This window comes from Candidatus Binatia bacterium (assembly GCA_035631035.1).
Taxonomy (GTDB): Bacteria; Eisenbacteria; RBG-16-71-46; order SZUA-252; family SZUA-252; genus DASQJL01.
The window spans coordinates 23236-31880 of sequence record DASQJL010000059.1 but is presented as its reverse complement, the minus strand read 5'-3'; the positions used below and the strand labels follow the sequence as shown (position 1 = coordinate 31880).

General features: G+C 67.9%; 8 protein-coding genes. 3 read left to right on the top strand and 5 right to left on the bottom strand.

The genetic code is table 11. The features are described from left to right. Positions 1-61: 61 nt before the first annotated feature. From VE326_05565 to VE326_05555, 3 genes are all read right to left on the bottom strand, one after another. Entirely contained in the window at positions 62-1321 is a 1260-nt protein-coding gene (locus VE326_05565; protein HYJ32669.1) for a hypothetical protein, read from the bottom strand. A gap of 168 nt (positions 1322-1489) precedes the next feature. Next, positions 1490-2845, bottom strand: coding sequence for an L-lysine 6-transaminase (gene lat, locus VE326_05560; protein HYJ32668.1), 1356 nt, complete (start codon positions 2843-2845; stop codon positions 1490-1492). Between the two features lie 111 nt (positions 2846-2956). Then, positions 2957-3448 (bottom strand): Lrp/AsnC family transcriptional regulator, encoded by a 492-nt coding sequence (locus VE326_05555; GenBank protein ID HYJ32667.1) that lies wholly within the window; start codon positions 3446-3448, stop codon positions 2957-2959. 157 nt (positions 3449-3605) lie between these two features. On the opposite strand from VE326_05555, the gene VE326_05550 reads away from it, so the two are divergent. Then, entirely contained in the window at positions 3606-5087 is a 1482-nt protein-coding gene (locus tag VE326_05550) for an AAA family ATPase (GenBank protein HYJ32666.1), read from the top strand. 31 nt (positions 5088-5118) lie between these two features. Continuing rightward, positions 5119-6222 carry a VWA domain-containing protein gene (locus tag VE326_05545; GenBank protein HYJ32665.1) on the top strand — a complete coding sequence of 368 codons (1104 nt, stop codon included), beginning with the start codon at positions 5119-5121 and terminating at the stop codon, positions 6220-6222. Between the two features lie 49 nt (positions 6223-6271). Here VE326_05545 and VE326_05540 read toward each other — a convergent pair whose 3' ends face one another. Both VE326_05540 and VE326_05535 read right to left on the bottom strand, forming a co-directional pair. Further along, entirely contained in the window at positions 6272-6892 is a 621-nt protein-coding gene (locus tag VE326_05540) for a hypothetical protein (GenBank protein ID HYJ32664.1), read from the bottom strand. A 64-nt stretch (positions 6893-6956) separates the two neighbouring features. Next, positions 6957-7562 (bottom strand): outer membrane beta-barrel protein, encoded by a 606-nt coding sequence (locus tag VE326_05535; GenBank protein HYJ32663.1) that lies wholly within the window; start codon positions 7560-7562, stop codon positions 6957-6959. Between the two features lie 151 nt (positions 7563-7713). Between VE326_05535 and hpnC the strand changes: the two genes are divergently transcribed. Continuing rightward, positions 7714-8631, top strand: coding sequence for a squalene synthase HpnC (gene hpnC, locus VE326_05530; GenBank protein ID HYJ32662.1), 918 nt, complete (start codon positions 7714-7716; stop codon positions 8629-8631). Positions 8632-8645 lie beyond the last annotated feature (14 nt).

Genomic DNA, 8645 nt, shown 5'->3' with positions numbered 1-8645 from the left:
CGCGGATCTCGTTACGAAGAACTAGCTAGAGCTCTGGCACCCTGGCGCAGGACGGGGTCGCCTAGTGGAACTCCCCGGATTCCGAGCCGCTGTCCTCCGACGGCGGCTCGCGGCGTTCTGGGTCGTCCCGACGTGCCCGGTCGCCGCCCTCCTGGGCCGCGTCCCGGCGTGACCGCTCGCCGCGCGCTTCGGCGTCGTCCCGGCGTTCTCCGGCGGCCAGGGACCTCTCCCGCGCGACCGGCCTCAGGTCGTGATATTCCAGCCTCCCCAGGTCGCGCCGGAACACCACGACCCCGCGCTCATCGGCGGTGGGGCCGAGCGCTTCGCCCCGGAACGAGGCGACGGATTGGAGGGTCTCCACGTCGATCACGCGCGTCCGGCAGGACGGCTCCGGAAACTGGATCCCGTCGCAGCCGGAGACGACCATCAGGTGGCCGGCGCCCCGGCCGCGCACCCAGAACGCCGACCGGATCTGCCCTTTTCCGGACCGCTGGAACGGGCCGAACACCGCGTCGGTGATCCGCTGGCCGCTCTCTTCCTCGAATACCCGCGTGTTCTCCCCATCCTCGCCGGGCCATAGCGCGTAGCGGGAATCGCTGGAGACGACGGTTCCGTTGTGGCCGGTGCGATCGGTCTTCCCGGTGCGGGCGTCGAGCACCAGGACGCTATCCGGGAACTGGAGCAGGAGCGAGTCGTTCCCGGCCCACGCCGCGCGCGAGGGCCAGCGCGCGAAGGAGCGCACCGAGCCGTCCTGGCGATCCCACACCGAAATCCCCGGCCGGTAGCGGGTCGCGGCCTTCGCGAGGCGGGCGCTCCCGGCGGGACGGCCGCCGCCCGCGGCCCGACCGCGCGCGGCCCGACTCCCTCGGCCGGGCGGCAGCGCTTCACGGGCAAAGAGCACGACCAGGCGCTGTCCGTCCGGGCTCCACGCGTAGCTCCGCGCTCTCGGGAAATCGGAGACCAGGGCCCCGGTTGTATCCATGACGGCCACGCCGGGCGCGAGCGTGGTGGACGGATAGGCCGCGTAGCGGCCGACGAACGCGACGAGCGGCTCGCGCGGAGCGGCCTTGGCGTCGTCAGCCTGGTAGCGCTCGAGATCGCCCAGGACGCGTCCCATCGACGAATCGGCGCCCTCGAACCAGTAGATCGCGTGCGCGACCAGCCCCAGTCCGCCGGTGGCGGGCTCGAGGTAGTCACCCCAGATGGCGGCGGGAACGTAGGCGATCGTCTCGCGGGCGGTGCGCGCGGAGGCGACTCCGGGCCATGCCCCAAGAAGGAGCGCGACAGCAAAGGGAGCGAACCGTTCGGAGGTGCGGCGCATGGGTGTCTCGGTCCCGTAGCCCGGCGGAGCGTTTTCGGCGGAGCTTCCGTGCTGCCTGCGAGAATTATAGCAGGAAACGAAAGGGGGGCGCCGCTCGCGCGGCGTCCCCCCTGATTCACGGCCGCCGGCGTCTTGCGTCGCCGGTGCGCCGCTACCTGCCTCGCGGTGTTAGCGGCCGATCGCCTTCTTGATGCTCGACCGGAACTTCTCCAGACCCTGCGCGATCTCTTCCTTCGAGATCACGAGGGGCGGACGGAACCGGATCGAGGTCGGGCCGCAGCCCAGGACGACCACGCCCTCGGCGTAGGCGTTCGCGATCACCGCGTCGCGAAGCCCTCCGTCGCGGAGGTCGAACGCGCACATGAGGCCCTTGCCGCGCGCGTTCATCACGTGTTCGGGGAACTCCTTGGCGAAGCCCTCGAGTCCGGCGAGCAGCTCGGCGCCGCGCGCCGCGGCGTTCTCCAGAAGCCGGTCCTCGGCCATGATCTCCAGGTAGCGCTGGCTCCGGACCATGTCCACCAGCGTGCCGCCCCACGTCGAGTTGATGCGGCTGGAGACGTGGAAGACGTTGTCCTTCACCTCGTCGATCCGCTTGTTCGCGATGAAGCCGCAGATCTGGGCCTTCTTGCCGAAGCAGACCATGTCGGGGCTGACGCCGTAGTGCTCGTACGCCCAGAACTTGCCGGTGAGCCCGAAGCCCGCCTGCACCTCGTCGAAGATGAGCATGGCGCCCTTCTCGTCGGCGAAGCGGCGCAGCTCCTTGAAGAACTCGGCGCGGAAGTGGTTGTCGCCGCCCTCGCCCTGGATCGGCTCGATGATGATCGCGGCGATGTCGTCGCCGTAGCGCTCGAAGGCGCGATCCATCTGGGCCACCGCGAGCGCCTCGCGCGCCTTCACGTCCTTCAACCGGTCCTCGGTGAGGGGGAACTCGGCCTTGGGGTTGGCGACGCGCGGCCAGTCGAACTTCGGGAAGTAGGCGGTCTTCCGGGGATCGGTGGTGTTCGTCAGGGACAGCGTGTAGCCGGAGCGGCCGTGGAAGGCCTGCTCGAAGTGGAGCACCTTGGCGCCCCGCTCCTCGCGCCATCCGCGCGCGAAGTTCTGGCGCACCTTCCAGTCGAAGGCCGCCTTGAGCGCGTTCTCGATCCCCAGCGTCCCGCCGGCCACGAAGAAGGAGTGCACGAAGGCATCCTTCATGGCGTGGCGCGCGAACGTCTCCACGAACTCCGCCATCTCCGTGGTGTAGACGTCGCTGTTGGTGACGTTGTGGAGGGCGGCCTTCACCAGCCGCGCCTGGAACTCGGGACTCTTGATGCCGGGATGGTTCATCCCGACCGGGTTCGAGGCGAAGAAGGAGAAGAAGTCCATCAGGGTCTTGTTGCCGCGCGAATCGTGCAGCCAGACCCCCTGGCTCTTGTCGAGGTCGAGGACGAAGTCGAAGCCGTCGGCCAGCATGTGCCTGGCCAGCGTGGCATGGACCTGATCCGGTGTGACGCGGACCGAGGTGCCGGTGGCGGTCGGGGTCATGGCGTGCTCCTTTCGGGTGTTCGGACTGAGGTTTGTTTCGTTCGCGTTTCTATCGATCGGCTCGGCCCGCAGGGATCGATCCGGTGCCGCATCGATCCCTCCGGGGCCGCATCAATCCACTTTGATCCGGTGCTGCTCCTTCCACGTGTCCAGCACCATCACGGTCCGGGTCTGCCGCACGCCGCGGATCGTGTTCAGCTTCTCGATCAACAGGCGCCGGAAGGCCGCCATGTCGGTCACCTTCACCTTGAGGAGCAGCGAGAACTCTCCGGTGATATGGTGGCACTCGAGGACTTCGTCCAGCTCCGCGACGGCCTCGATGAAGGGCGTCTCGAACTTGGGGTGCTCGACGAAGACCTCGACGAACGCCGTGATGTCGTAGCCCAGCTTCCGGTCGTCCAGGAGCGCGACGTAGCCGCGGATGAAGCCGGCCCGCTCGAGCTTCCGAATCCGCTCGTTGACCGAGGGCGCCGTGAGCCCGACCTCCTTGGCCACGTCGGCCTGGGAGCGCTTGGCATCCTGCTGGAGAAGCGCCAGGATTCGACGGTCGATCGGGTCGAGGTCGGCCGGGCTGTCTAATGAGGTTCGGTCTCTGAGCGCCATTTCCGAATATTATTCGGCAGAATGGCCTGCAAAGTCAACCTTCATTTTGCAGGAAACGATTCGAGCACGGCCCGCTCCCCGCTTGTGACGGAAGCGTCCAAAGCGGTACTCTAGTAGGCAGTTAGAGCCGCTCCCTATCAGGAGGTCCGATCCGCCGATGAAAATGCCGCAAACTATTAAAGAGCTTAGAGATAGCGGATACAAGCCGCGGACGGTGAAGCAGGAGATGCGGCACAACCTGATTGCCGCCATGGAACGGAACGACGACCGCTTCCCCGGAATCGTCGGTTACGACCGAACCGTGCTCCCCCAGATCGAGAACGCGATCCTGAGCGGGCACGACTTCATCCTCCTCGGGCTTCGCGGCCAGGCCAAGACCCGGCTGCTCCGCTCGCTCGGCCGCTTCCTGGACGATTTCGTACCCGCGATCGACGGCTGCGAGCTGAACGACGATCCGCTGAACCCGATCTGCCCCGCGTGCAAGCGGCGCGTGGCCGAGCAGGGGGATCAGGTGGCCGTGCGGTGGATCCCGCGGGAGGAGCGCTATCGCGAGAAGCTCGCCACGCCCGACGTGACGATCGCCGACCTGATCGGCGACATCGACCCGATCAAGGCGGCGAACGAACGGCGCTCCTACAGCGACCCCGAGGTGATGCACTACGGCATCATCCCGCGCACCAACCGCGGCATCTTCGCCATCAACGAGCTGCCCGACCTGCAGCCCCGCATCCAGGTCGGTCTCCTGAACATTCTCGAGGAGAAGGACATCCAGGTCCGCGGCTTCCCGATCCGGCTCCCGCTGGACATCCAGATCGTCTTCTCGGCCAACCCCGAGGACTACACGAACCGCGGCAACATCATCACGCCGCTGCGCGACCGGATCGCCTCGCAGATCATGACCCACTACCCCTTCACCATCGAGGACGCCATGCGCGTCACCGAGCAGGAGGCGTGGGTGCAGCGCGAGGACGGCATCGAGATCATCGTGCCGCCCTACATCCGCGAGCTGGTGGAGATGGTCGCCGTCCAGGCGCGCAAGTCCTCGTACGTGGATCAGTCGAGCGGCGTGAGCGTGCGCATGACCATCGCGCTCCTCGAGAACATCATCTCCAACGCCGAGCGGCGCGCCATCCGGACGGGCGAGCGGCGCATGGCGGTCCGCGTCTGCGACCTGCAGCACGCCCTCTCGTCCATCACGGGCAAGGTGGAGCTGGTCTACGAAGGAGAGCAGGAGGGCGCGGTCGCCGTGGCCAAGCACCTCATCGGCAAGGCCGTGAAGGAGATCTTCACCAAGTACTTCCCCGACGCCTACAAGGCGAAGGAGAAGGGGGAGGGCGCCGCGTCCGAGTACGATCCGATCTTCCGCTGGTTCGCCCAGGGGAAGAAGGTGGAGATCTCGGACGAGCTTCCGACGCGGGAGTTCCACAAGCGGCTCGGCGCGGTGAACGGGCTGGAGGATCTGCCCAAGCGCTACCTGCCGATGCGCGATCCGGCCGAGGTCCCGACCGGCATGGAGTTCGTGCTCGAGGCGCTGCACCAGAACTCGATTCTCGCCAAGGAGCGCACCGACACCGCCGCGCTCGCCTACACCGACATGTTCTCCACGATGCTCGGCAAGCCGGAGGAGGCGGAGGACTGACCGCCGCCGGCCTCCGGGCCTAGGACTCCGTATGGACTTCCGCTACGCGCGCTGGGACGAGAGGCTGATGCAGAACCTCGCGTTCCTGAAGAATCTCCTCTCGCTCTACCACCGCCTTCTCCTCATGACCGACGGCAACGTGGACGAGGCGCTGCGCGCCCTGGAGGAGCTGGGAGAGCGCTTCGGCTTCTTCAACCAGAAGTTCTCGATCGAGGACTTCAAGAAACAGCTGAAAGAGCAGGAGGCGATCCAGGAGGTGGACGGGAAGAACGTCCTCACGAAGAAGGGCGAGCGGATGATCCGGAAGGACTCCCTCGACCGGATCTTCGCCTCGCTCGCGAAGGATTCCGCCGGCGAGCACCGCGTGCCCCGCACCGGTTCGGGCGGCGAGAAGATCACCGAGACGCGCCCCTACGCGTTCGGCGACGCGGTCTCCGACATCGACTTCCTCTCCAGCGTGCGGAACTCGATGCGCCGCCAGCGCGGCAGCTACCCCGACGAGGGGCTCCGGCTCACCGAGGACGACCTCGAGGTCTACGAAACGGAGCACCTCTCCAGCTGCGCCACGGTGCTCCTGATCGACGTGAGCCACTCGATGATCCTCTACGGCGAGGACCGGATCACCCCGGCGAAGCAGGCGGCCCTGGCGCTGGCCGAGCTGATCACGACGCAGTACCCCAAGGACTCGCTCTCGGTGGTGCTCTTCGGCGACGACGCGTGGGAGGTGAAGCTGCGGGACATTCCCTACGTCTCGGTGGGGCCGTACCACACGAACACGAAAGCGGGGCTCCAGCTGGCGCAGCAGATCCTGTCGCGGCAGAAGCACGTGAACAAGCAGATCTTCATGATCACCGACGGCAAGCCGTCGGCCATCTTCGAGAATGGGCGCTTCTACAAGAACGCCTTCGGCCTCGACCCCAAGATCGTGAACAAGACCCTGGACGAGGCGGTGCAGTGCCGAAGAAAACGGATCCCGATCACCACCTTCATGGTGACGCAGGATCCGTATCTCGTCCGGTTCGTCGAGCGCTTCACGCAGCTCAACAAGGGCCGCGCCTACTTCTCCGACCTGGAAGACCTCGGCAGCTACCTCTTCGTGGACTTCGCGCAGAATCGGAAGCGCCGGGTGCGGTAGACGCACCCCGGCGGGTCCGCGTCAGCTCGGAACCGGTAGCTCAGCCCCTTCAGAACCGATAGCTCAGCCCCGCCCGTCCCTCCGCCAGACCATCCCAGCCGTGCGATCCGCTTCGCCCCGACCAGAAGTATCCGCGCGCTCCGGCCATGAGGCCGAGATGCGAGGTCAGCGTGCGCTCCGCCGCCAGACCGAAATAGCCTCCGGCCGCGCGGCTCGACACCGATTCATGACCGGAATCGGGAAACCGGTCGCGCGGATTGCCGGAGCTGGCCAGGCCCAGAGGGTTGTCGACCGCGGAGGTTGCGGTGAACCGGTAGTAGGACAGGCCGGCTTCGAACGAGGGACGGAAGGTCCGGTCGCCCTTCGGGCCGTACGCAAATCCAAGGGCGAGCGGCGTCACGTTCTCCCGATCGTGGGCGAGCCGGGTCGCGCTCATGCCGAGCGACCAGCGGTCCGACGCCCGCCACAAGAGCGAGATGCCGTACCCCAGGGCCGATTCACCGGAGATCCGGCCCATGTCCGCGGAGCCGGCGGCGTAGATCTGGATCCAGGGCGCCCCGACTCGCGGGGCCGCCGGGGCCGGGCCGTAGCCCGCCAGGGACGTCGAGGGCAGCGCCAGGCAGCCGAGAACGAGTGAGGACGCGACGAGCAGGACGGAACGGGAGCACATGGAACGAGCCCTCCGCAAAAAGCGCCGGCAGCGGGTTCAGCCTACACCCGCCGCGTCCTCCGCACTACAGCATGAATCCCAGGCCCACCTGGAACGTCCAGAAGTTCGCCTCGAGCAGGCGGTCGCCGTCCACGTGGTGGAAGCGGAAGCCGCCGCCCAGCAGCGTGCGCCGCGCGATCGGGCCGCCGATCCCGGCGCCCAGGTTGTATCCGAAGGCGGTCTCCGAGTCGTCGAAGTCGACGCCGGGGGAGATGCCGTCCTCGATCCGCTCGTGGTGGCCGTAGGCGCCGATCCCCCCACCGGCCCACGGGACCACGCTGCCCCCCGTCGGGAACACGTACGCCGCGTTGAACGTCATCGGCGTCACGGAGGCGTCGTCGCGCGGCAGCTCGCCGCCGAAGTCGTGGTGCGAGAGCTCGAAGGAGAGGAGCACGCTCCGGCTCACGCCGTAGGCGATCGAGCCGCCGAAGCCGAGCCCGGAGTTGAAGAAGGTGTCGAAGTCGCCCGTGGGCGAGGAGAGGCCGAGGTGGATGGTGGCGATCGTCTGCCCTTCCACGGAGCTGGAGCGGGGCCGATCGTAATCGCGATAGCGCCGGTGCTGGGCCTGCGCGGGAGCCGCGACCGCGAGAACGGCGGCGGCGAGAAGTAGATACAAGAGGATGCGTCTCATGGAAGTCCTCCCTGGTTGTGGCGAAACCGTCTCGATTTCGCGCCGGGAAGCATAGCATGCCGGCGAGGGCCAAGCCGATCCCGCGCGCCTTGACGCTTCCTCGGGACGCATGCTCTACTGGCCCGAGCGCATCCCCTTCCTGGAGGCAGCGATGCTGGAACCTCCCCCGCCGCTCGAGCGCATCGACACGGACGCGCCGGGCGGACGGCCAACCGATCCCACGCCGCTCCATCTCGCGTACCAGGCCTGCGAGGCCATCGCGCGGCGGCACTACGAGAATTTCCCGGTCGCTTCCTGGTTCCTGTCGCACGACCGCCGCCAGGCGCTGGCCGCGATCTACGCCTTCGCGCGGATCGCCGACGACGTCGCGGACGCCGAGCGTCCCACGGCGGACCGGCTGGAGCGCCTGGACCAGATCGAGGCGGATCTCCACCGAGCCATCGAGGGATACCCTCCCGATCCGATCCTCCTCGCGCTGGCCGACGCGCTCGACCGCCACCAGCTTCCCGCCGAGCCGCTGTTCGACCTGCTCGAGGCCTTTCGCGCCGACGCGCGCGACGCGGTGTTTCCGACCTGGGACGACCTGCTCGGCTACTGCCGCGGCTCAGCGAACACGATCGGGCGGATGGTTCTCGCGCTCTACGGCGTCGAAGACGCGCCCGCGCTCGCCGAGTCGGACGCCCTCTGCACCGCGCTCCAGCTCACGAACTTCTGGCAGGATCTCGGGACCGATCTCGCCCGGGGCCGTCTCTTCCTTCCGCTCGAGGATCTCGCCCGCTTCGGCGTGGCCCGCGAGCGGCTGGGGGATCCCTCGCAAGCCGAGCCGGTCACCCGGCTGATCGAGCACGAGTGCCGCGCCACCGAAGAGCTGTTCGAGCGCGGCCGCGGCATCGTGCGGCGGGTGCCGTTCGGGCTTTCGATCCAGCTCCGCGCGACCGTCGCGGGGGGAAGCACCGTGCTGCGCGCCGTGCTCCGGCGCGGGCAGGACGTGATCCACGACCGCCCGCACCTGGGCGGGCTGGCGCGCGCGCGCATCGCGGCGGCGGCATGCCTCGGGATCGGCGGCTGACGTGGAGACCTCCC

What these genes read in the sequence shown, in the direction of transcription:
- VE326_05565 (HYJ32669.1), bottom strand. Translation starts at nt 1,321, where the DNA reads ATGCGCCGCACCTCCGAACGGTTCGCTCCCTTTGCTGTCGCGCTCCTT.
- lat (HYJ32668.1), bottom strand. Translation starts at nt 2,845, where the DNA reads ATGACCCCGACCGCCACCGGCACCTCGGTCCGCGTCACACCGGATCAG.
- VE326_05555 (HYJ32667.1), bottom strand. Translation starts at nt 3,448, where the DNA reads ATGGCGCTCAGAGACCGAACCTCATTAGACAGCCCGGCCGACCTCGAC.
- VE326_05550 (HYJ32666.1), top strand. Translation starts at nt 3,606, where the DNA reads ATGAAAATGCCGCAAACTATTAAAGAGCTTAGAGATAGCGGATACAAG.
- VE326_05545 (HYJ32665.1), top strand. Translation starts at nt 5,119, where the DNA reads ATGGACTTCCGCTACGCGCGCTGGGACGAGAGGCTGATGCAGAACCTC.
- VE326_05540 (HYJ32664.1), bottom strand. Translation starts at nt 6,892, where the DNA reads ATGTGCTCCCGTTCCGTCCTGCTCGTCGCGTCCTCACTCGTTCTCGGC.
- VE326_05535 (HYJ32663.1), bottom strand. Translation starts at nt 7,562, where the DNA reads ATGAGACGCATCCTCTTGTATCTACTTCTCGCCGCCGCCGTTCTCGCG.
- hpnC (HYJ32662.1), top strand. Translation starts at nt 7,714, where the DNA reads ATGCTGGAACCTCCCCCGCCGCTCGAGCGCATCGACACGGACGCGCCG.